Here is a 20,851-nt window from a genome sequence, read left to right as displayed (position 1 = left end):
ATTTTATTTTTTCTTTAAAACATATCTTATTTTTCCTTCTTCTCTTACCTCTTCTATGTAACCCAACTTAACGAGTTTTTTAACTCTTCTGTACGCTGTAGACTTAGGCAATCCGGTTTGTCTAATAATATCAGCCAGCGTGTTAGTACCCATTTTTATGGCTTCCAAGACTATTGTATCTCTCTCGTCTAATATATTGGGCACTATATCCACATTTATGCTTTGGTCATCAACTTCTTCTCTAGTCTTATTTCTCCTCAAAACTAGAAATATCAGTGAAGCTAATATTGCATCGCTACCTACTAACCCTCCTATTAAGTACAACTCTATATTTGATTCATTAGATTTCTGTATCAATGCAGTAGAGAAAGCATATAGTATTGTAACTTTATTTGTATAAAATGTAATATTATAGAAATTATTATTTATTGTAAAACTAGACGGCTGTGGAATAATATAACTAATTGATGCGTTAATAGGTAGCAATATAATCATACTGTAATTTCCATTTTCGTTCGCTTGAATTACACCCTTAGGGAAGACTGCCTTATAGGTGATTAAGGCGTAAGCGTAAGTGTAATTTCTTAGATAAAGCATATTACCAGAGAGATTATACTGAGCTCCAACTACTTTTAGATTAGTAACGTTGTAGCCAATGAGAATGAACTGAGAAACGTTGTATAGTTTAGCTTCTACAGTCCCATTATAGTAGATTGTTATTACACTTGGACTACTATTGGCAACTATAGTGAACGCCAGTGGAATTACTAGTAGCATTAGAAGTAATTGTCCCTTTATCATCTATTTCTATAAAAGACAATCTGGCTTTAATAACTTAATGACAGTTCCGCTGTTCCGGAACTAATACTTATATGAGATAAATTGCAAAGATAATATTGTGGATAGACAAGTATTATTAGCTAGCCTAGTGATAGTCACTCTTATTGTAAATATAGCTCTTGGTATAGAATTATATTATGCATTGCATAGACCTAATCAGCCTATTAGCCAAGTCCCAATTAATGTTTCTAACGTACAAATAGTTAGTAGTAGTAATTCAGCCCAAATATCTAACACCCAGACATCAACCAATACTTTACCATCAAATACTTCCACACTTTATTCTTTTTCCTTTACAGCTAAGTTAAAAGTCCATGTAAAGGATAAGGGACTATACTTAGTTGGTATAAAGCCTGAGATAAACTTTTCACAATTATACGTGGTTTTATATTTCGAAGATGGAAATGTAGTTACGCTAAACTTGAACCATACCTCATCGAATGTAAGTATAAACGATAAAGAAGTAGAGATTACAATTTACGTTACAGGTAAGGCATACCAAAATTTGACTTATCAAGAAGTTTTAAATGATATCGGTTTGTATTTTCAACTCATCTCACCCCATCACGATAATGAAAATAATGATGACCTAATCTTAATTTTTATTAGATTAAGCTCACTATTCATAAATCTGATATATGATAATTAAGTTTATTTTTAAGATATATATCTAATTTTTATATAATCTAATCTTTTCTGGAAAAGTTTTTAACGTTCTCATCTAATCATTAATTAAAGCATGAGCGTTATCGAAGTAAAGAATTTAGTGAAGAGGTATGGGGACTTTGAAGTTCTTCATGGACTTTCATTTCATGTTGAAGAAGGTAGTATAACGGCAATATTAGGTCCTAATGGTGCTGGTAAATCTACTCTCATAAAAATACTTTCTGGTCTAATAAATAGAACTTCTGGTGACGTGAGCGTTTTAGGAGAGGATCCTTGGACTAGTAATAAACTCTATAGGAAGTTATCTGTTATTCTAGATAAACCTTATCTTCCACTCTACTTAACTGTATATGATGTTATTAACGAGGTAAGTAAGGAGTTCAATTATCCCTTAAGCGACGCTAAGGAATTATTAGATCAATTCAATTTATATAATTTTATAAAAAATAAAGTAAAAGACTTGTCAACTGGTACAAGGCAGAAACTTCAGATAATATTCGCGTTAATGAAAAATCCAGACATTATTATAGCTGATGAGCCTACAGCAAACCTAGACGTAACATCAAGATATGAAGTTTATAACACCTTCATGCGTCTTAGAGAAAAATTAGGTTTAACTGTATTAATATCTTCTCACATAGCTTCAGAAATACTTGCGTTTTCTACGCATGTTCTAGCTATCAACAACGGTGTATTAAGATTTATTGGAAAAGTAAATAATCTTTTAAGAAATGACTTTCTTGAGGAATTTTACATTGTGGTAGATAATGTAAGTAAGTCAGTTGAATTATTAAACGAGAAATTTAACATAGAAGTAATAGGAAATCAGATTAAGGTTAAAGGCAATCTATCTGAGATAATAAAAGTATTAACTGATGCAGGTATAAAAATACTTTATGTAAGAAATTCGATTATAGATAAAAGTATTCAGGGTGGAATAGGTTGGGAATGACTACTTTAGTATTGAAGCATAGGTACGGCAATTACGGTCTATTAGCTTATATTGACTTAGCATTCATATTAAGTGTAGCTTTAGTTGCATCATATAACTTCTTATTTCCACAAGTAAGGGATGTAGTCACTTCACAACAGTTTCAAATACTTAGTTTAGAAATATGGACAATCGGAATAATATTATCTGTTATAACAGTTAAAAATATAAGCCTAGGATTAGGACAAGATCTATTCGACGGCACAATAGTAACTTTTCTTCAAATAAAAAATAAGAGAACGGTCTTTTTTATTCTTTATACTTTAGACGTCTTAGCAATATCACTCCTCTTCATCACAATATCTGAAATCACATTTCTGCTATCTTCTTTTAGACCTCCATTGATTTGGATAGAGGAATTTATTTCCCAGTATTTGTTTATATGTAATCTTTCATATCTTATCACTCTACTAATTAAGAGACCATTCAGAAGCTTTTTCATAAGCATTTTCATAATACTCTCCTTATTAGGGGCTGAAGTTGTCGGTTTAGCTTATATTTTTTATTACTTCTTACCGGTTGATTTTTTACTAATCTATTTTTCCTACCACATATTTAAGAGGATGTCTATATGATAAGGATAGGGTTATTCTTATTATCAATAGGATTGATAATAGTCACTTTAGGAGAGATCACTTTTCCATTGAGCTTAACAGTATATACTAATAGTACCTTTACCATGCCTCCTTGGTATACCAAAGCAGAGATCATGGTAAATTCTGGAAATTTCACTATATTCTATGAAAATGGGTCTATCAACAAACTAAACTCTTCAGATTCGATTGTAGTTAAAGAACTATTTTATCTGAAAGGGAGTGGAAATGCGAGTATGTTACTAGAGGGATATAAGATTTTTTATGGAAATGAAGCGATGAACGTAGGATTAATATTATCCATCGTGGGTATTGCAATTGAAATAACAAGATTAATAATAAAAAAAGAGCAATAGAAATGTTTGACTTAGAACAATGCTAAGCAGATACTATTCAATTTCAAAAATATAGAATTTACTTAACACGCAGAAAGGTTTTATGATGCTGAGGATTTAAATTGGACTAATAAAATAATAAACTACATGTTTGATTTTTATAGCTATATAACAATATTATGGAAAGCCTCTATTTACAGATTACTTCACATTATATAAGAAAAATACTTAAACTCCATCTAATTTTTCATAATGATTTTCTAGTTATAATTCTATAACTTAAATGTATAATTTGATTTAAAACTAATTTAAGCTGTTAGAAATTTGATAAAATTTTATATTATATATCATATATCTTTCTATCAAACTTTATGGAATGTTAAATAAACTCTTTTTGAACCCTTATAGAGACTTTAAATTAACTAAAGTAGAATAAGAATGGTTTAAATGAGGATAATCGAGGTTAAAATAAATAGTCTATTTTTCATATAAAATATTTATAAATAGTTTAAGATAGATAGATTTGTGCCTTCTCCTTTTCAATATAAAGCCTTCAGACAATATACTACGTTCAGCGTATTTGCAGGATTCTCGTACATTCAATCAGAACTTACTACTTATTGGCTATTTTTCCTCTTATTTAAGACAGAGCCCTTATTATTTGGTTCAGCTGTAATTGCAAGACCTCTATTTAGAATTTTCATTTCATACTTTATCGGATTTTTATCAGATAAATATAATAGAGCAAAACTTTTTTTCATTAGTCGAGGAATATCAGCTTCCTTAGCTATTGTATTGGCGTTAGCATTCTTAACTAAATCTCCACTCATAATATTTCTAGTTTATTATATCAGGATCCTTGTGGCTGAGATATCGAATAACGTAGGTTATGTAACGTATTATGCAACAATGCCCGACGATGCTAGGGCAAAGGCTATTTTATATGTAAATGTTATTTCGATGTCTTCCAGAATAATATCTGGGGCTGTTTGGTACATTTTATTTAACTTCCTAAATGCATATGACTTAATTTTAGTTGGTTTAGTTTCTGGTTTAGGTCTTATAGTTCTCAAAGGATTTAATATAGGAGGGGGAAGTAAGAGAGTTAAGTTAAGTACCGGTATAGATTACATGAAAAGAGATGAAAAAGTAAGAGGAGTCATACTAACTTACGCTATTTCTGAGGGATTTCTATACCCCATTACATATATTTTACCCCTATTAATTACTTTATTCAGAGGAACTACTCAGATCTATGGTTTTTCCCAAGCAATTTATTATTTTATCTTCATATTATCTATTTTTGTTATGACAAAACTTCATAACGGAAGAAATATTATGATAATTTACCTTACTTCGTGCTTCATGACTTATTTACTTTTATTATCACCCTCGATATCGCCATACCTTCTATTAGCATCACTATCATTTATCTCCTTCAGTCAAGGTGTGATAGAGAATTTCGTAATGGCTGGAGTTAAATCCAGCACTGGCAATGAATTCTTAGGTAGTGTGCTAAGCATAGAGATATTAATAACCAGTTCATTGGAAGTTTCCTTAGTTTATATTTTTGAATATCTATTATCAGTCAACTATCTTTACTTCATTATTTTGGGAATATCCGGGGTATTCATCTCATTTGTATTATGGTTATTACATCCGAAACTGAGGGAAATAAATCCATAATTTATTTTTTTATTATTTTTCTTAAAAATGAACCAATTAGGTTGTTTTCATCATTTTTATTAATCTTTTTCTTTATGACTTTTTTACTTATCTTTACTAATTCTTTATCACTTATGTTTTTTTCACTAAAAATGCTGAAGGCAAATGAGTATGTTTTTAAATTCCTTCTTCTATATGCAATATATCCGCTAGCGATGAGCGTAATATAGCCAAAAATTGGCGGAAGATTATATAATAAAGGTATAATCTCAAATATTATGTAAATAATTGTAATAATAATTGTGTAAAATGTTGAGGAGACAGATGTTAAATTAAGCCAGAAGAGTTTGAATAACTTACTTTTCACCTTCACTAATTTCTCCAGTATTTGATTGTTTATCGTTAAATATAATTGAATACCTTCAGATAGGAAAAGCGATAATAAGAATAAGGCTATGATAATCTCACCTGCATAAATGAAGTAAGAGAATAATGAGATTCTATTTGGATCTATTATACTCGTAATCAAACTCCCAATTAGTGGAAATAGTACGTAAGGCAAAGTCATGTATATTAACATCTTTATGAAACCTCTGAATATTAATGATTTTGATAGAGGAGAAAAGTCCTTAGATATATTTCTATTAAGCCAGACAATAGCAGAGTCCAACTGTCTTAAGAAGTAAGAACGTGAGTAAATCATGCTGACTATCCTTCCAAAAATACTTACCCTAGTAGCTATAATTGACCCTATGGTAGAGGATAATAATACAACGACAACAGAAATATAGTATACTACATATACGTTGATTCCTCTATTTAATGCTTCAAGTGATACTATTATTCCAAATTCACTTATAGGTAACATATAAAGCCCGTTCGTGAAGGCTTTAACGAAGGTTGTTCCAGTGACCCATGATGCTGTACTAAATGAAATATATTTAATAAGAAGAATCAATACCGAAAATATTACGAAAGTTAATATTGATGTCGATACCTTTAAATAACTACCTACCGATAGAAAGAAGAATATTAGAGCGAACTCTCTAATGGGGGAGGTAAGCTTTAGCACTCTCTCACTTTCACTGATGGAGGAAAAAGCTAATCCAGCCAAAATCATTGTAAGAGTTGTAGGAATAGAAGTTACAGAAGAAATGTATTCAAAGAGGAAAACTAGAGCAACCGGAAATAGTATTAAAATACTCTCATCTTCTACATTGTTTAGCGTAAAAATTGATAATCCAGCTATAAAATACTTTGCAAAAACATACATTATTAATCCTGCAACTAAAACTTCCACAACTACAGATACAATTCTTATAGGGTTAAACGATCCATTAGCGGCTACTGCTATAGAGTATAGAAAGAATACCTCAATATCTTCTATCGATGCTACTGCAATCAATAAGTCCTTAGTGTTCTTGTCTAATTTGTTTCCAGCTATCTTATATAATATTGACGTACTAGTATCAATCGAAGCCATAACGAGAAATAGAGACAATAGAGGTCCTAAATGTAATAAGTACAGTCCAAAGTAGTAGGAAAGTAGTGTTATTAAGATTAGCTCTACTAATGAAATACTTAATGCCTTTCTGAATAATTCTCTAGCCCTAGATATATCAAATGAGGCACCAATTTCGAATGCTAAAAGGTTTAATGCCAGAAAGTTCAGTATACTGAAGTAAGAGGAGTTAAAACTTACTCCTAAATACGTAGTTGCCAATACACCACCTAAAAGATAAGCTATAACAGGTGAGATCTTGAGCCTAGTGAGCAAGAATGCTAATAGTAAAGTAGATAGTAAAACAAAACTAATTACAGCATAATTCATCTGATAAGAGTGTTGTCTCTGCAATTATAAAATTTAATTATTGCTCTAACGATATTATATATTTGATGAGCCCTAATGATATAAGAAAAATGTATCAGAATATTCTGAGTAAAATGGAGGAGTGTAAGAAGTGTAAAGATTGTGAAGTATGTGACACTGTTGAGGAATTATTGGATCAATTATCTTATTCACTGGAGAAGGTTCAGGCTAATGATGAGAAAGAAAGAGAGGAAATCAAAAGCATGATAAATTCATTAATTTTGTTAAAAAAGGAATTAAGTAAGATTATTAGACCATAAAAAGAACGAGAACCCATTTTCCTCACCGTACCACTTAAGTTTAAACATACCCTCTAAATCTTTTCTAATTTTTCCCCTGAAAACTAGCGTATCTACTACGATAAATAAGCCATTATTTTTTAAAACCCTTAAAACCTCTTTTCCTAATTTTAACCTACCTTCTCTTCCTATATTAGATAAGAACATTACTGAATAGACCAAATTAAAGCTTCGATCGTCAAAAGGCAGACCGTAGCCTTCATGAAAATCATTAAGTAATACTTTAGCGTTATCTTCCTTTATATTACGCATTACATCATCTTTAGATACTTGATTCCAATCGTCGATCACGTACACCTCTCGATCCAGTAACTTGGATAAAATTACCCCTATTAATCCATTCCCACAACCCACTTCTAAGATCCTCTCACTAGCTTTTACCATAGGATATAACCTTCTGGCAACGTATATCATTTCATCAATCGATATTCCCATTCTCATGATTGGCTTATATCTAGAATCAATATTCCTAAGTGATAATCCCATTCTATTAAGTTCTGGCCTATTATCTACCATGATTATAAAAATGAGTCTAATCTAAAAAATTTTATAGATAAAAAGAAATTTTAATGATTATCAGGAAAAATCTTTACAATACCTTGTTGATATCAAGAATCAAAAGTAAGCAAGAGACTCCGGTATTTGGATCATAAGAAGCTTTGTAAACAGCATTATATAACTCATTGTAACCGTTCATTATCGCTTGTATTTGATTCAAGTGTGACATTACATAAGAAATGTTATACCCCTCTAACGCTTTTGGACTTATTAATGGAGTAGTTAGTATATACGTTCCGTTTGGTCCAGTAATTAGAATTGCAAAGTTTAGGTGAGGTGGGTTAACGTATAACGCCGAGGGTTTACCATACTGTTTAATTGGAACTTGAGTCTCGTACTTTATTATTAATTGCGCTATCTGAGCAGGGAAGTCCTGCATTAATTCTTCTTCTCCAACTTGTACAAGTTGGCTTACAGGTATTGGAGTGCCATTGGGTGTTGCGTTAAGATATTCATTATACAGATAAGCTATATGAAACTCTAGGGAGGAGTTAGGGGTGAAGTTTAAAAATATTAACCCCGGTATATTAGAAGCTGTCTTATCATAAGGATCAGAATAATGTGCATAATACTCGACTTTGCCATAGTGCGATAGTAATAAGTATATAGCCCATGAGGCAGCTGCTCCCACCGGGCAACCTATCCACGATTGAACATAAATCGCAACCTTTCCTAAGGGAGCATAATCTTCATTTGAGATTTTAATGAATACACCAGCAGGAATTGCGGCGGAACTTGGTAAGACAAAGAAGTAATAATAAGATAATATTCCAGCTATTAAGAGAGCTAGTATAACCACTACTAGATATACTCTTTTCATTAACACTGTTTAAGAGATGTAGGATAAAAAGTTTTTCCCAATAAATTAGTTAATTAATTTTAGCTCTAAGTCTAATTAAAGAATTGGATAAATGCTTCAAGAATATTACTGTTATTATTGGAAGTGATATATAGGCTATAAATAAAGCTTGCCAAGAGGTTGTTGAAATAAATACTATATTAGCTAACTCAACTGATTCAGCTAACAATATCGGTATCGACACACAACAACTTGCTCCAGCAATAAGCCCTAATAGAGGAACTAAAATAATGTATTTTTGTTTCCCATTTATCGAAAGTATAGATATTAAAATAGAAGTTACAAGTATGGATATCAAAAGTCCAAATACTATACTATACAACGACAAATCAATAGCAAAATTAGGGCTTATGAAAATTGTTATCGTAGGATTAAATACTAAAGATAAGCCCAGATTCGCAAAACTCCTCGATTCTCCAAATGGTGTTGTAAAGAATCCTACAAACGAACTTTGGGGATATATAACTGGTCTAAATAAGTACGTTAACAATGTTTCTAAAGCTATACTATAAAGAACGTAGTGCACACTCATATACGAGGCCAAAATAGCCCACTTAGACTTACCATTATAAGTATTAATTACATTTACTTCACCTCTGAAGAAAACTCTCAATAGAAGATATGTTAAGAATATCCAGAAAATGGTGATTGGCAAAGCTTCATCAAGAGGAAATAAGTAAGCTAATACTAAGCCCATCACTATTGGTATAATCGAAAGAAAATATGTTTGCTTCACAAGAAACTATACTTAAAAAAACTATTTAAAATTTCCTCTTTTTTTATTTAATGAGATTTATCAACTGAGCTAAACTAGGCAAATTAGTGCTCACTGACCCTACGTAACTCACGTAAAATACGTGACTACCATCTAAAATATAAGCTGATTCAATTAACCCATGCGAATAGTATGAGACCAAATAACCTTCGAACATTTGCGGATTATTTAGCTGATTTGCGTAAATGAAGTTCAAGGCTTGCGATGGAGTAGAAAAACTGTATTCAGTTATTACTAGAACATCACCGGAGGAATCATATAAGGTTTCGGTAACAGTATTATTTCCCATGTAAAAGCTTTGGACAGACCACTTACCTCCCAAAGTATTGCTGACAACACTAGGTGATATGAACGGATTTCTGGCTGTAAGTATTCCAGAGGTCCCTATTATTAAGGCTACTAAAATTATAAGTATTGGTACCACAACTTTCTCTCTTTTCACTCCTTTCACTCAATAATATAGTATGCAAAAATTGTTTAATAAACTTTTCTCTTTAATCATTAAAATTAGTATAAGTAACTAATTATATAATATTTAAGTCTCTTTTTATGCAATAAAAGGAGTGGGTAAAACTTGATAAACTCGATTTAAATAAAAAAATATATTAAATAAAAGAAAAAACAAAAATAACTTTTAGCTTAATCTTCAAAGTACAACTTATATATTAGGTATATTATAGAGGCGAATATGAAAAGATCAGCAGAGGCTAATAACCCTATCGTAAACTGTGATGCTATTGTAAACATTTCGTAAGTTACTACTATACCCATTACTAAGTCTATAAATAGAGTCATATAGTAATATGTAGTTACGCTTACCCTCTTACTAACCCCAGTAGTCACTGCTTCAGGTGGGGCTCTAAACCTGACTGATAAAAAAACTATACTGCCCATAAAAATTGCGAAAACTCCCCCAGCTGCTATGTAAGTCACTGACCATAAGTTTTCAACATAATTAGTTAAAGGGCTTTGGGTTAGGTATGATAGTCTACCAAAATCTCCAATCCATAAAAAAAGCACGAAGAACCCTAGAACTGATATGACCCACCAAGCATAATCTTTTCCAGTTAATTTTTTACTAGTCTTACTCATCTTAACTCACCACTATTAGTGTTCCTTTCATTAAGTAATGCCCTGGTCCACAGAACTCAGCGCACCATATATCATATACTCCCGGCTTATTTACCACAATGTAAAAGTCATAAACATAGCCCGGTATTGCCTCAAACTTAAATCCTAGCTGGGGAATATAGAAGGCATGTATTACGTCCTTGGACGTAATCTCCAGCAAATAAGTTTGGTTTGCCTTAAGCACCAGTTTATCTATCGAGACCGTGCCGTTAGGATAGACGAATTCCCACGCATATTGCATGCCGATAACTTTTATTGGGATAGCGTCCTGTCTTTGCTGAGTAGTTAGATATGCTCCCGTGTTTATAGAGTTTAAATATATATCAGAAAAAACACCTAATACAGTAAGTATTACTATTGCAAAAATTATGGTTGATAGTTCAAATATTCTAGCTTTTTCCACTTCCCATCACCACATTTATGAAGACTGAAATTGAAAATAATACCAGTGAAAAACCTAAAAATTGACCTATTAAGAACTGATTAACTATGGGATTAGATGATAGAACATAAACCTCGTAAAGTGAGTATATTAAACCAGCCAATATCCCTAAATCTATACCTAAAACTGTGAGCCCATTCAGTACTAGCCTTCTTTTATCCTCGACTATAACTCCACCATCAGTTAATGGAGAACTCTGCATCCTTGCTAGAACCCTAGGCTGTGCTACATATCTCAGTAAAGGCCATATTACTGCAAAACATATTAGGAATATTGCACCATCCACTTCGACTCCGATAGGTCCTATATCCCTACCTGGAGTTAAACCAGCCCATACACTATTTACGATAAAACTTATGATAAACCCAGTACCGATAGCAATGGCAGCAGGTCTTAATGCTGGATGAGGGGCTTTATGCCTAAATATATACTCTTCTATGAACGGGAATAGTACAGTGATAATCACCCAGCCTAAGAATATTAACGACGCATTAGTTGGGCTAACAGACTTGTAGAAGAAGTAAATGAATAGGAAATACCAATCTGGGACTGGTGGAGTTTGAGCAGCCTCAACTGGGTTGAAGGGTGGCATTATATACTTTGGAGTTCCACCGCTTATTGTTATATTAAATGGTATTATAGAGGCTATGAAGAAGATTAGTCCAAATGTTAATAGAAATATCATCACTACCATACCTATTGACCTAATAAGTGGTTGTATTTCCCATCTTGGATTTGACCTTATTTTATCTTGATACTCATCAATTAGCTCTGGATCACCTGGTCTGACTTCAGAAATTGGAGGAGTTATCCCATGCTTCTCGAATATGTAAAGATGCAAGCCGATGAAGAGCATTATCAGTCCTCCTACAATCCAATGGAAAACGAAGAACCTCTGGACTAGAGGGTCTACCCCAGACATAATACCAGGCTGGTTCGGATTAACTACAGTTGCTAATGATATTAGATAGCCTAAATTAAATGGCATGTAAGAGAATAAGTTTAAACCAGTAGTAGTTGCTACCCATGAAATTAAGTTATAAGGTAATGAATAGCCTAAATATGCTTCAGTTAAGGTTAAACCAGCCAATATTGACCCAACAATCCACATTATCTCTCTAGGAGGTCTATAAGCTCCTACCAAGAAGTTTCTGGTCATATGAACTAGCATTAAAAATATCATGACGTAAGCTCCCCAACTATGCAAACTAAATAGTAACGCACCATAAGGCACTTTACTTATTAAGTAGGTAGTTGACGTATAAGGATCACTTGGAGTATAGTATATGGCTATCATCGCCCCCGTAAGTACTTCGAATATAAATGCAGATAACACTAAACCTCCAAGCCAGTAATCGATTGAATAAGCATATCTTGGAGCTGGTCTTAACGTATGCCCATATATACCTAATCTATCATCCAACCATTTCATAAACCTATCAAACAAACCCTTTTCCTCTTTCTCTACCATCCTAACCACCCTTACTACAAGAGGGATTATTAGGAGTACTGTAACTGTATCTCGGGTCGTAAAGTAAGTTGTCCGAGGGGGTTTACCCTAGGTATTGAAGCACTGAAATAGGGGGCGTTAGTACCCACGGCATAGATGTCACCAGTATTCTCGTCGTATTCCAGTATTACCATCGGTAGAGGTCTGGGAGCAGGACCGCCTACTACAATACCGCCACTCTTCAGTAAGTACATTGAACCATGGCATGGACAGTGTAAAATTGAATTCTCTATATCTAAGCCGGGGGTCATTTGAAGAAGTTACCAATACTTGAGCAGGTAACTGACAACCCAGGTGAACACATACATCAGAAAATGCATATATGGAATTATTTGGACCTACTCCTTGTATAGTTTTCATTTGTCCTAATGGACCAGCATATTGACCGTAATATGGATTTTCTATTTCTGGGACTGGCTCGCCTAAAATAGCCTCTAAATCTATTAAGAAACAAGGCTCGTTAGTTAACGGATATGCGAAGAAGAAAACCGGACAGCTAGAGTTCTTCACTTGTTGTTGAAAAGTACTGATATTTGTAATTTTATATTTAGGAAATCCTCCTATTCCATCAGTATTATTAGCAACTAGATACTGTTTCGAAATTGAACCTAACTCATTATAGAAGTATCCCACATAGTCAGCTAATGGCTTTATCAGTGGTGCTATCGCCACAGCAGCTCCAACTACTAAATAAAGTCTTAAGAATGTTCTCCTATTCATCAGTTTAATATAAATTTACGAGATATTTAAGTTTTAAGATGAACATATCTAACTAAAGCATTTATTCAATAATTCAAATGTTAGCCATCATGCCTAATTATCAATCAAAATTAACCTAAAAATTCCACTTTCATAAACGGAGAAATGTTTGAACAACAATTTTGTTATTTTGGCGTAGATCGAATTTTCTTTATTTCCGAAAAGTTTTTGAATGAGGTTATTTATTTGGATGAGAATAAGGTCAGTTTCCTCGCCCAAGTTATCTTCTTTAAAGTGTTAAACCAACGTTTCATTTCTTGGTCGAGATTTCGTTAGCCTTAACCTACTGGGTTGTAAAGTTGGCTTTTACCTCACACTACCTTGCTTTTCACAAGTTAGCTAACATTGAATATAAGGTTGATGTTATGGGATCGTTTATTCGTTTGGAAGGTTAATGGCAATTGCTATTAGCACATTACTAGTCTAGGTTTTCTTCATGCTTAACTAAATTCCACGTTTACGTAATATTAAATTAATGGAGGTATAAGATTTTATTTATACATGACAAAGAATCAGTCTACAAAGCCTTCTCTTGGTTTAATACAAACGTTTTGGCAAGAGATTAGTTATTATAAAGTTTAAAATTAGTTAGCATAGACTTCACATGGAACTCACAAGATGAGATAGCTGAAAACATTCTTCCACAATTTACTCGAAATCTATTAGCATAAGTGAGAATAAAATTTTACGTAGGTAGATAAAACTGTTGTCCACACTCCAGTCTTGAAGACCGAGGCTTTCCTCACTTTGTAATAAGTAATACTTCATTCCTCTTTAATTCGTTGTATAGAATAATGGAAAATTGCATCAAGTATTTTAAAACATAACCACAACACACTTGTACTGACCTCCTCCCCGCCTTGAAGGGCGAGGCTTGTCCTTCCTATGTCAGCTACATTCTCTTACACATTTTTAACATAACTATATAAATTATTTTTTAGTTCGAATCGTTCCCTTCATTCACTAATAAATTTATAAACAAAAGTAGAGTAGTTAAACACATGAAAGCACAGTCTTCATTTTTGCCAGTAATCGTAGGTATACTAGTAGCTATAATTGCTGTAGGAGCATCAGTATACGCATATTACGAATACCAACTACTTTCTAAGCCTGTTTCTACCGCGTCTACTACAACAACTAGTACTTCGAGTCAATTACCTTTAAAGTATGATTCTTCGAATAAGACGGTTTTCTTAACCATAGCCGTCCTAACTAGTGGTCCTGCATTTAACTTCAATGGTACTTCTAACGGACAATTAGTGATTTACATCCCAGCTGGTTGGTCAGTTTACGTAACTTACATCAATTATCAATCTTTACCACATAACTTGATCCTACTGGAAAACAACACTGCAACTCCTAACAATGCTGATGTAGCTCAATTCGGCAAAATATTATACATTGTGGGAGCGACAACGAGTAATTATCAATCCACTGGTATATCAAGTGGTCAATCCGTTTCTGGATTATGGGGTCCATTAAATGCCGGAACCTATATGTTAGTTTGTGGCATATTGGGTCATGCAGAAAGTGGAATGTGGGCTGTTGTAGTCGTATCTTCTAACGTGACTACGCCCTATGTAACTTAATAGTACCTATAAACGTGATAAAAAGACACCTTTTTTTATTTAATAAGCTAAATAACTCTAATTTATTTATACTTATTGCCTTTTAATAGAAAGATTTAAAAATATTAAATATAAAGATGTATATGAGATGAACCTAAAAAGAGTGATTAAAGTAGCATTATTCACTACAAGTGCAAGTGATATTGGACAAATGTATATAGTTTTAGGAGTAATTTCACTAATATTCGGCTCAATTAATGCCGCATTAATAAGGTATCAGCTGACGTTTCAATCACTAAGTGCAACTGAGTATTATAACGCTGTTACACTTCACGGAATTTACATGATATTCTTCATGGTAATGCCAATATCGGTAGGTTTTGCTAACTACTTAATACCTAGGATGATAGGTGCACATGATCTGTATTGGCCTAGAATAAATGCTTTATCCTTCTGGATTTTAGTACCGGCTGTAATCTTAGGTATGATATCTCCATGGTTCGGTCCCGTAAACACCGGATGGTATATGTATGCTCCTTTGTCCGTGGAAACTTCTGTAAACTATGGCCTGGGAGTTAACTTAGTAGAAACAGCACTAATTCTATCAGGTATTTCGTCAACTTTAACTGGAGTTAACTTTCTAATGACTATAACAAAACTTAAGAAAATCCCATATTTTAAAATGTCTTTATTTACGTGGTCATTCTTTGCAACTTCCATATTGTTAGTAATAGCCATGCCTCCCTTAACTGCTGGTCTAGTCTTCGCCTTCTTAGAAAGATTATGGAATACTCCCTTCTTCGATCCTAATTTAGGAGGAAGCCCAGTATTGTGGCAGAACCTATTCTGGTTTTTCGGACATCCCGAAGTTTACATACTAATGTTACCTGCAATGGGGCTAATAGGTGAAGTATTACCTAGAATGGTGGGAAGGCCCATATACGGTTATAAGGCTTTAGCATTATCTTCAATGGCAATTGCGTTCTTAAGCGCCTTAGGAGTTTGGATGCATCACATGTTCACTGCTATAGATAATACGGTTGCACAAGTAGTATCATCAGCTACTACAATGGCTATAGCTGTTCCCTCTGGAGTGAAGGTATTTAACTGGACTGCAACTCTTTACGGCGGGGAAATAAGGTATAAAGCTCCTACCATTTTAGTTATATCGTTTATTGCGTTATTCTTAGTAGGAGGAATTACTGGAGTATTCTTCCCATTAGTACCACTAGATTACGCATTTAATGGAACTTATCTTGTAGTAGGTCATTTCCACTATATGGTATATGCGATATTAGTTGCATTGTTAGCAGGACTAATTTATTACTTCCCATACTGGAGCGGCAAATGGTACAACGATGACGTTATGAAATCTGCAACTGTTTTAATAGTAGCTGGGACATTCTTGATCGCTACTGGAATGACTATTGATGGAGTTTTAGGAATGCCGAGGAGGTACGCTGAAGTCCCTGCTAGCATATATATTCCATTCCAACAACTAGCTGATGTTGGAACGGTATTAATGGGTATAGGGCTAGTAACAGCTTTCGTAGAATTAGTTTATTCTTGGATTAGAGGTAAAAATGTAATTGGAATAGATCCTTGGAATGCTATGGCAATAGGGTTAAATGATTTCTACATTAAGCCAGTAAAACTACCATTAAGTTTTGGGAAATCTTTGGATGGAGCACATGATGAGGAATACCATGGAATCAAGATTCCTTACTATAGTCTTCTAGGCATAATGCTCTCCTTCATACCCATTGGATTTACATTCATTCTAATTGGTATAATACCAGTGGGTTTAGTGTTCATTGCAGCATTCATGGGTATGGGGATATACTGGGCTTATGATCAATGGTTTAAGACAATTCCGCCTTCTATGTATCTGGATGGTGGATCTCCGTCAATAAGTAATGCTGTGAATGGATTGTCAACCTTAGGAATTACTACAATGAGGGACACTAGGACAGCTGTCTTATGGTTTATCTTGGCTGAGATATTCTTATTCGGTTCATTTATAGGAGGTTATATGTTTGTAGCTAGTCCAGTTACCAATCCAATAGCTTATGCAAATGTACCGCCTTTACGCGTAGAATACTTCCCGTTACCTACGATAATGACTATAATATTGTTATCAAGCTCCGTACCAGCTCACTTGGCATATGAATTCTTTAAGAAAGGTAATATGAAGATGTTTAAGAGTTTAGGTATATTAACAGCAGCCATGGGATTCACGTTCCTAATGGGGCAGCTATATGAGTTTACTCATGTTATACACTTCACTCCTCAGCAATCAGCTTTCACAGCTTTCTTCTTCTCGACAGTGAGTCTGCATGGATTTCACGTAATTATGGGATTAACTATATGGGCTTTCGTACTCCTAAGAACACAAAAGGGTGTTATACCGTACTCTGGATCAGTAGCAGCTACATACTACTGGCACTTCGTAGATGCAATATGGGTAGTAGTATTCAGCACTTTCTATCTCCATTTATTCGTATAAGGTGTTGATTTTTTGAAAAATAAGACTAATTTTTTTGTTCTTCTCTTAGCTCTTCTCTTAATTATTCTAACTGTTAATCCATTTACAGAATCCCTTATGTACGTTAATCCCATACCTTATATGTTAGCCCATTATTCCCTTTTCGGCTCTGGTCTTCTTCTCTCTTATTTCGTGTTTAAGAAAAAGCTAATACGAACGGAAATTTCATTATCTCTGGGTATTTTTATAGCTGTTCTATGGCATTATCCTCTGTTTTTTAATTTAGGAGCTATATTTTTATGGATAAGAATGATAGAGGAAGTAACTCTATTCTTAGGCGGTTACATGGTTGGATATTCTCTTAACGATTTAGGTAAGAATTATAAAATACTACTTTTAGCCATGTGGATGGCTGGAGATACTATTCTATCTTCAATGTTAATGATAAACCCATCAGTATATACTCATATATATAGTTCAACTGAACTGAAGTACCTTGGTATAATTATGTTTCTAATGATGAATTTAATAGCAGTGTATATATTATTAAGTTATGTGAATAAAATGTTAAGCCAAGAGGGAGATGTTGTTGATAAAAACTATGAGAGAAATCCCTATCCCAAATATGAGTACTAAATCTAATTTTGTGTATTTATAAAGAAAATATATTACACCTATTACACCCACCTTAATTATGAGGAAAGCTATTATAAATAGGGGAAGGGGTAGGGTTGAGTATAGGGCGTTAATTAAGGGGTTACTTTCCATTAATCCTTTAGATAATCCAATGACAGTGGTTAAAATGTCTAAGGACATCAAAGCGCTTAATGGAAGTAATAAAGCTTGTTTCATAAGCTAAATATGTTTATTTTTAGTTAAAAAGATGATATATAAATTTATATGTGTCTGTGGTAAAATGCCCACATTTGTATGTAGCAAAAGTATATTTAATAAGGGGGAATACAAAATAATATTTCATGGATTTGGAAAATGAAGTGCTAAAGTTCTTAAAAGATATGGCTAGAAAGGAAGAGGAGTTAGAATATTTAGTAATTAACATGTTTAAGCCACAGCTGGAAAGCAAAGGGGTTAAATTAGGTAAAATAAAAAGGGAATACTTTGTAGACGATGTAGACGTATTGCGTATAGGCTACATATTTCCAATAATGTATTATGAAGATGATGGAAAGATTTACTTATTCGTATCTAAAAATTACGCTGATTATTCTAGCATAGAACAGATGTTAGTGAGGGAGAAATTTCTTAAGAAGAAATTCGGTAAGGATGTATCAATGTACTTAGTAGCCTTCACAATTCCTAAAAAATACTACGATTTAGCTAATAAGTTGGGCATAATCGTAATTTCTCAGAACGTTATTGAGTAATCATGTGAAGGAATCTAATTATTTCTGAAACGTAATTTTTAAACGTAGGAAAATCATCCACCTTGTTTTCTACTCTAATTTTGAATGCTTGATTATATATTTCATATAATTGAGGATTACCTACTTTATACGAAACTGCTCTAACTATGTTATCATAATCCTCTTTAGATAGGCTAGGCATTCCAAGTTTCATCCCAGTAGCGGTTAAGAGATAAAATAACCCTTCCCAATAGTATCTCATTGCCTCTAATAGATTACCTTGAGACTCATAGTAACTTCCAGTGTTCCAAGCTTGAGTATATTTAGTTAAATAGTCAACTACGGGAGTGGTTGGAATTTGAGATTGTTGTTGGCTGGCAACTGTATTAATAGTTCCTTGTTTATTCCTTACTAAATTGTCTGATATCCTCTGCATAGTCTGATAGTAGAAATAAAGGAATACGAAGGCAGGTATTGAGTATAACCATAACAAGTAAGGATTAGTGTAAAATTCCCCTGACTCTACTAGGGCGGCTAAGAATAGTTCAATGGGAACCATAGTCATAGTTAATACTCCTCTAAACCATTCTCTCGGTTTTATTATGATGTATAATCCACTACCAGCTGCAATTGCATATGAGGGTAATTCTAACCATGAGTGTGGTAAAGTCATTAAACTTAAAGCTGCTAGGAGACCCGAAACATTTAATGAAGAGGAAAAGGCACTTAAGACTGCCCCCGTGGAGTAAATACTGATTCCTAAAACTATTAACCCCACTGCAGGTATTAATTCCATTGCTGCTACAGTTAAATTATGCGTAAATATCGTGAAGACTTTTTGAAAATATGTGTAATTTAAAATCTGACTTTCTGTAGAGTTAAATTGTGATACTAAGCTAGAATTGTTAATCGGTATCGCTGAAGCTATAAAGAAAATAGCTACTTCAAAGACAAAGATTATTAAAATGATTTTTGTTAATTCTCTCATGAGGTTAAATTCTACTTTAACATTTAAATTACTTTTCACAATATTTACTTCTCAACAACCCTCTTAATATTCACGATGAAAGGTGGATAAATAATTCCTTTTTCAGTTATTATTGCTGTAATATATTTTGGTGGGGTGGCATCAAACACTGGATTGTAAACTTCAACGTTCTCAGGTGCTATTGGAATACCCCTAACAGTCCTCACTTCATTGGGATCCCTCTCTTCAATTTTTATATCGTCTACACTATTTTTTAAATCAAAGGTAGATATTGGCGCTAATACGTAAAATGGAATACCAAGCTCGTGTGCTATGACAGCCTCTTTAAAAGTGCCTATCTTATTAAAGACGTGCCCATCTCTTAATATTCTATCAGCCCCTACCATTACGCTGTTCACCATACCCTTATACATAACTAGTCCTACAGCAGTGTCAGTAATTAGAGTAACCTTGATGTTTTCAGCCATTAATTCATAGACTGTCAGTCTGCTTCCTTGCAGCCATGGTCTTGTCTCGGGAGCTATTACTGATACCTTAAGACCTAATGCATTAGCAAGTTTTACTGGAGCTAAGGCTGTTCCTAATCCAGTTCCAGTTGCTAAACCTCCAGCGTTACATTGGGTTAATATAGTGTCCCCATCACTAATCTTTTCTAAACCATAAAGCCCCATTTGTATTTCAGCCTCGTATTCCTCATTGAATATTTTATTAGCTTCCTTCTTCAACTCATCTATTAATTCATTAACGTTCTTAACACTACCATCCTCGATTAACTTCTTAGCTGTATTCAACATCCTCGAGGTAGCCCAAACTAAGTTAACTGCCGTAGGTCTTGATGAATCTAGTATAGCCTTCGCATTAGTCAATTCTTTTATAGCTTCATCTAAATTTGACGGTTTTTTATTCAATAATGATATTACCATACCATATCCTGCAGTTATACCTATTGCCGGAGCTCCTCTAACTTGCATAGTTTTAATAGCCCTTGCTACACTATCAACATCCTTTAAGTCCACGTAAACTTGCTGGAAAGGTAAAAGTGACTGGTCGAGAATTGTTAAAGTATCGTTTTTCCAAATTATGGGTAATAATTTAGGTTTAAATATTTCTTTTATCTCTTTTACACTTAACTTCATGCTATTAAGATTTTTAT

General features: G+C 33.5%; 23 protein-coding genes and 1 pseudogene. 11 read left to right on the top strand and 13 right to left on the bottom strand.

All coding sequences use genetic code 11. The annotated features are described in order from the left end of the window. Positions 1 to 3 precede the first annotated feature (3 nt). Complete coding sequence (locus tag BFU36_RS06900) at positions 4 to 801, bottom strand: helix-turn-helix domain-containing protein (RefSeq protein ID WP_083216359.1); 798 nt, start codon at positions 799 to 801, stop codon at positions 4 to 6. Between the two features lie 97 nt (positions 802 to 898). Between BFU36_RS06900 and BFU36_RS06895 the strand changes: the two genes are divergently transcribed. The 5 genes from BFU36_RS06895 (at position 899) to BFU36_RS06875 (ending at position 5,111) form a co-directional block, all read left to right on the top strand. Then, the gene (locus BFU36_RS06895) at positions 899 to 1,489 is read left to right on the top strand and encodes a hypothetical protein (RefSeq protein ID WP_069282871.1); all 591 of its coding nucleotides are present in this window, start codon (positions 899 to 901) and stop codon (positions 1,487 to 1,489) included. 90 nt (positions 1,490 to 1,579) lie between these two features. Continuing rightward, complete coding sequence (locus BFU36_RS06890; RefSeq protein WP_069282869.1) at positions 1,580 to 2,458, top strand: ABC transporter ATP-binding protein; 879 nt, start codon at positions 1,580 to 1,582, stop codon at positions 2,456 to 2,458. Beyond that, positions 2,455 to 3,072 (top strand): hypothetical protein, encoded by a 618-nt coding sequence (locus BFU36_RS06885; RefSeq protein WP_231961277.1) that lies wholly within the window; start codon positions 2,455 to 2,457, stop codon positions 3,070 to 3,072. The genes BFU36_RS06890 and BFU36_RS06885 overlap by 4 nt, the downstream gene beginning before the upstream one ends. Next, positions 3,069 to 3,446: a hypothetical protein gene (locus BFU36_RS06880; protein ID WP_069282864.1), complete on the top strand. Its 378-nt coding sequence runs from the start codon at positions 3,069 to 3,071 to the stop codon at positions 3,444 to 3,446. Before BFU36_RS06885 ends, BFU36_RS06880 begins: the two co-directional genes overlap by 4 nt. A 504-nt stretch (positions 3,447 to 3,950) precedes the next feature. Then, positions 3,951 to 5,111, top strand: a complete 1,161-nt coding sequence (locus BFU36_RS06875) for an MFS transporter (RefSeq protein WP_069282863.1) — start codon at positions 3,951 to 3,953, stop codon at positions 5,109 to 5,111. 1 nt (position 5,112) lies between these two features. On the opposite strand, the gene BFU36_RS06870 is transcribed toward BFU36_RS06875, so the two are convergent. Next, positions 5,113 to 6,921 carry a cation:proton antiporter gene (locus BFU36_RS06870; RefSeq protein ID WP_069282862.1) on the bottom strand — a complete coding sequence of 603 codons (1,809 nt, stop codon included), beginning with the start codon at positions 6,919 to 6,921 and terminating at the stop codon, positions 5,113 to 5,115. Between the two features lie 65 nt (positions 6,922 to 6,986). Here BFU36_RS06870 and BFU36_RS06865 point away from each other — a divergent pair, with 65 nt between their 5' ends. Continuing rightward, positions 6,987 to 7,220, top strand: a complete 234-nt coding sequence (locus BFU36_RS06865) for a hypothetical protein (RefSeq protein WP_069282860.1) — start codon at positions 6,987 to 6,989, stop codon at positions 7,218 to 7,220. On the opposite strand, the gene BFU36_RS06860 is transcribed toward BFU36_RS06865, so the two are convergent. From BFU36_RS06860 to BFU36_RS06825, 8 genes and pseudogenes are all read right to left on the bottom strand, one after another. Beyond that, positions 7,197 to 7,775 (bottom strand): class I SAM-dependent methyltransferase, encoded by a 579-nt coding sequence (locus tag BFU36_RS06860; protein ID WP_231961276.1) that lies wholly within the window; start codon positions 7,773 to 7,775, stop codon positions 7,197 to 7,199. The two genes, BFU36_RS06865 and BFU36_RS06860, sit on opposite strands and share 24 nt — an antisense overlap. Positions 7,776 to 7,848: 73 nt before the next feature. After that, the gene (locus BFU36_RS06855; protein ID WP_069282857.1) at positions 7,849 to 8,637 is read right to left on the bottom strand and encodes a DUF929 domain-containing protein; all 789 of its coding nucleotides are present in this window, start codon (positions 8,635 to 8,637) and stop codon (positions 7,849 to 7,851) included. A gap of 49 nt (positions 8,638 to 8,686) precedes the next feature. Then, positions 8,687 to 9,373 (bottom strand): hypothetical protein, encoded by a 687-nt coding sequence (locus BFU36_RS06850; protein ID WP_069284646.1) that lies wholly within the window; start codon positions 9,371 to 9,373, stop codon positions 8,687 to 8,689. Positions 9,374 to 9,455: 82 nt separating this feature from the next. After that, the gene (locus BFU36_RS06845) at positions 9,456 to 9,893 is read right to left on the bottom strand and encodes a hypothetical protein (protein WP_069284645.1); all 438 of its coding nucleotides are present in this window, start codon (positions 9,891 to 9,893) and stop codon (positions 9,456 to 9,458) included. A gap of 197 nt (positions 9,894 to 10,090) precedes the next feature. Then, on the bottom strand, positions 10,091 to 10,543 hold the full coding sequence (locus tag BFU36_RS06840) for a quinol oxidase subunit 2 (RefSeq protein WP_069282856.1): 453 nt from the start codon (positions 10,541 to 10,543) through the stop codon (positions 10,091 to 10,093). A gap of 1 nt (position 10,544) precedes the next feature. Further along, entirely contained in the window at positions 10,545 to 10,985 is a 441-nt protein-coding gene (locus BFU36_RS06835) for a cytochrome c oxidase subunit II (RefSeq protein WP_069282854.1), read from the bottom strand. Continuing rightward, positions 10,972 to 12,495: a cytochrome bc complex cytochrome b subunit gene (locus tag BFU36_RS06830; protein ID WP_069282852.1), complete on the bottom strand. Its 1,524-nt coding sequence runs from the start codon at positions 12,493 to 12,495 to the stop codon at positions 10,972 to 10,974. The genes BFU36_RS06835 and BFU36_RS06830 overlap by 14 nt, the downstream gene beginning before the upstream one ends. A gap of 1 nt (position 12,496) precedes the next feature. Next, a pseudogene (locus BFU36_RS06825) lies at positions 12,497 to 13,257 on the bottom strand (Rieske 2Fe-2S domain-containing protein). 1,037 nt (positions 13,258 to 14,294) lie between these two features. On the opposite strand from BFU36_RS06825, the gene BFU36_RS06820 reads away from it, so the two are divergent. From BFU36_RS06820 to BFU36_RS06810, 3 genes are all read left to right on the top strand, one after another. Beyond that, positions 14,295 to 14,882, top strand: a complete 588-nt coding sequence (locus BFU36_RS06820; protein ID WP_069282850.1) for a sulfocyanin — start codon at positions 14,295 to 14,297, stop codon at positions 14,880 to 14,882. Between the two features lie 127 nt (positions 14,883 to 15,009). Further along, on the top strand, positions 15,010 to 17,367 hold the full coding sequence (locus BFU36_RS06815; protein ID WP_069282849.1) for a cbb3-type cytochrome c oxidase subunit I: 2,358 nt from the start codon (positions 15,010 to 15,012) through the stop codon (positions 17,365 to 17,367). A 12-nt stretch (positions 17,368 to 17,379) separates the two neighbouring features. Next, positions 17,380 to 17,982 carry a DUF1404 domain-containing protein gene (locus BFU36_RS06810; RefSeq protein WP_069282848.1) on the top strand — a complete coding sequence of 201 codons (603 nt, stop codon included), beginning with the start codon at positions 17,380 to 17,382 and terminating at the stop codon, positions 17,980 to 17,982. Here BFU36_RS06810 and BFU36_RS14215 read toward each other — a convergent pair. Beyond that, positions 17,914 to 18,114: a hypothetical protein gene (locus BFU36_RS14215; RefSeq protein ID WP_231961292.1), complete on the bottom strand. Its 201-nt coding sequence runs from the start codon at positions 18,112 to 18,114 to the stop codon at positions 17,914 to 17,916. The genes BFU36_RS06810 and BFU36_RS14215 overlap by 69 nt on opposite strands. Between BFU36_RS14215 and BFU36_RS13815 the strand changes: the two genes are divergently transcribed. Together BFU36_RS13815 and BFU36_RS06805 are read left to right on the top strand one after the other, a co-directional pair. Further along, positions 18,041 to 18,205, top strand: a complete 165-nt coding sequence (locus BFU36_RS13815; RefSeq protein WP_156770062.1) for a hypothetical protein — start codon at positions 18,041 to 18,043, stop codon at positions 18,203 to 18,205. The genes BFU36_RS14215 and BFU36_RS13815 overlap by 74 nt on opposite strands. Positions 18,206 to 18,323: 118 nt before the next feature. Further along, entirely contained in the window at positions 18,324 to 18,731 is a 408-nt protein-coding gene (locus tag BFU36_RS06805) for a hypothetical protein (RefSeq protein ID WP_069282847.1), read from the top strand. Here BFU36_RS06805 and BFU36_RS06800 read toward each other — a convergent pair. Then, a complete protein-coding gene (locus tag BFU36_RS06800) occupies positions 18,721 to 19,737 on the bottom strand; it encodes a stage II sporulation protein M (RefSeq protein ID WP_231961273.1) in 1,017 nt (338 codons plus the stop codon). The genes BFU36_RS06805 and BFU36_RS06800 overlap by 11 nt on opposite strands. A 5-nt stretch (positions 19,738 to 19,742) precedes the next feature. Then, the gene (locus BFU36_RS06795) at positions 19,743 to 20,834 is read right to left on the bottom strand and encodes an S-methyl-5-thioribose-1-phosphate isomerase (RefSeq protein ID WP_069282845.1); all 1,092 of its coding nucleotides are present in this window, start codon (positions 20,832 to 20,834) and stop codon (positions 19,743 to 19,745) included. Positions 20,835 to 20,851: the final 17 nt, after the last annotated feature.

This window comes from Sulfolobus sp. A20, assembly GCF_001719125.1.
In the GTDB taxonomy this organism is placed as follows: Archaea; Thermoproteota; Thermoprotei_A; order Sulfolobales; family Sulfolobaceae; genus Saccharolobus.
The sequence above is the reverse complement of the archived record's forward strand: the minus strand, read 5'-3'. Positions and strand labels throughout refer to the sequence as shown.

What these genes read in the sequence shown, in the direction of transcription:
- BFU36_RS06815 (WP_069282849.1), top strand. Translation starts at nt 15,010, where the DNA reads ATGAACCTAAAAAGAGTGATTAAAGTAGCATTATTCACTACAAGTGCA.
- BFU36_RS06865 (WP_069282860.1), top strand. Translation starts at nt 6,987, where the DNA reads ATGAGCCCTAATGATATAAGAAAAATGTATCAGAATATTCTGAGTAAA.
- BFU36_RS06870 (WP_069282862.1), bottom strand. Translation starts at nt 6,921, where the DNA reads ATGAATTATGCTGTAATTAGTTTTGTTTTACTATCTACTTTACTATTA.
- BFU36_RS13815 (WP_156770062.1), top strand. Translation starts at nt 18,041, where the DNA reads ATGAGGAAAGCTATTATAAATAGGGGAAGGGGTAGGGTTGAGTATAGG.
- BFU36_RS06805 (WP_069282847.1), top strand. Translation starts at nt 18,324, where the DNA reads ATGGATTTGGAAAATGAAGTGCTAAAGTTCTTAAAAGATATGGCTAGA.
- BFU36_RS06880 (WP_069282864.1), top strand. Translation starts at nt 3,069, where the DNA reads ATGATAAGGATAGGGTTATTCTTATTATCAATAGGATTGATAATAGTC.
- BFU36_RS06890 (WP_069282869.1), top strand. Translation starts at nt 1,580, where the DNA reads ATGAGCGTTATCGAAGTAAAGAATTTAGTGAAGAGGTATGGGGACTTT.
- BFU36_RS06850 (WP_069284646.1), bottom strand. Translation starts at nt 9,373, where the DNA reads ATGGGCTTAGTATTAGCTTACTTATTTCCTCTTGATGAAGCTTTGCCA.
- BFU36_RS06860 (WP_231961276.1), bottom strand. Translation starts at nt 7,775, where the DNA reads ATGGTAGATAATAGGCCAGAACTTAATAGAATGGGATTATCACTTAGG.
- BFU36_RS06885 (WP_231961277.1), top strand. Translation starts at nt 2,455, where the DNA reads ATGACTACTTTAGTATTGAAGCATAGGTACGGCAATTACGGTCTATTA.
- BFU36_RS06900 (WP_083216359.1), bottom strand. Translation starts at nt 801, where the DNA reads ATGATAAAGGGACAATTACTTCTAATGCTACTAGTAATTCCACTGGCG.
- BFU36_RS06830 (WP_069282852.1), bottom strand. Translation starts at nt 12,495, where the DNA reads ATGGTAGAGAAAGAGGAAAAGGGTTTGTTTGATAGGTTTATGAAATGG.
- BFU36_RS06840 (WP_069282856.1), bottom strand. Translation starts at nt 10,543, where the DNA reads ATGAGTAAGACTAGTAAAAAATTAACTGGAAAAGATTATGCTTGGTGG.
- BFU36_RS06795 (WP_069282845.1), bottom strand. Translation starts at nt 20,834, where the DNA reads ATGAAGTTAAGTGTAAAAGAGATAAAAGAAATATTTAAACCTAAATTA.
- BFU36_RS06820 (WP_069282850.1), top strand. Translation starts at nt 14,295, where the DNA reads ATGAAAGCACAGTCTTCATTTTTGCCAGTAATCGTAGGTATACTAGTA.
- BFU36_RS06855 (WP_069282857.1), bottom strand. Translation starts at nt 8,637, where the DNA reads ATGAAAAGAGTATATCTAGTAGTGGTTATACTAGCTCTCTTAATAGCT.
- BFU36_RS14215 (WP_231961292.1), bottom strand. Translation starts at nt 18,114, where the DNA reads ATGGAAAGTAACCCCTTAATTAACGCCCTATACTCAACCCTACCCCTT.